This is a genomic window from Vibrio sp. 1978, from assembly GCF_033344345.1.
This window is the reverse complement of sequence record NZ_JAWPOP010000617.1, coordinates 1-633: the sequence shown is the minus strand read 5'-3', so window position 1 is coordinate 633 and position 633 is coordinate 1. Positions and strand designations below refer to the sequence as shown.

Here is a 633-nt window from a genome sequence, read left to right as displayed (position 1 = left end):
GTCGATGGGCACAACGAGCTGGTAGTCAGCTTTTTGTCCAGAATGGTAAGCCTGAGTGACGAGGAAAAGCAGACAGTATTGTCCTGCCTTCCGGACACCGGCAAACAAACAATCACCCAGCTCTATGAGGCGCTGCGTTCTCAAGGGCACCAGGATCTTGCAGAGAAAGTCGAACCATACCTCCAGCAGGGGGTGTTTGGGCCGATCTTCGATAACGCCAAGTCCAAGGTGTTCGTTCGGGACGAAGCGCCTTTTTTCCTCATGGATGAAAATCCTTTGAACTGGGATGACGCTAAAGCATTCAATCGCCTACGTATGAGTACGACCTGTGTTCTTGGCCGTGGCGGCTGGACTATCGGTGAGCGCTTTGATGACCGCTTTGATACCGAGGTGGGCGGAACACAGCTTATCGTCACTCAGTCACTCAACGAAAAAGGTGAGATTGAAGGAGGACTTCCTACCTCGATGTCGCTGAATGACTTTGCTGAGTTCCCTAAACAGCCAAGGCCTCCTCAAATAGTCGATTACCAGGAAGACAAGCGATACACGCTTGAGGAAGCGGAAGCTATCCCTGAGCTCGCACCAGTGGTTCAGCGTCTGAAAGAGCGCATCGAAGAGTATGAGGAGAGAAGA

At 51.8% G+C, this 633-nt stretch carries 1 protein-coding gene; it reads left to right on the top strand.

The window, feature by feature from the left end:
- On the top strand, positions 1-633 hold a 633-nt coding region (locus R8N49_RS28155), incomplete at both ends, for a thymidylate kinase (protein WP_318190574.1).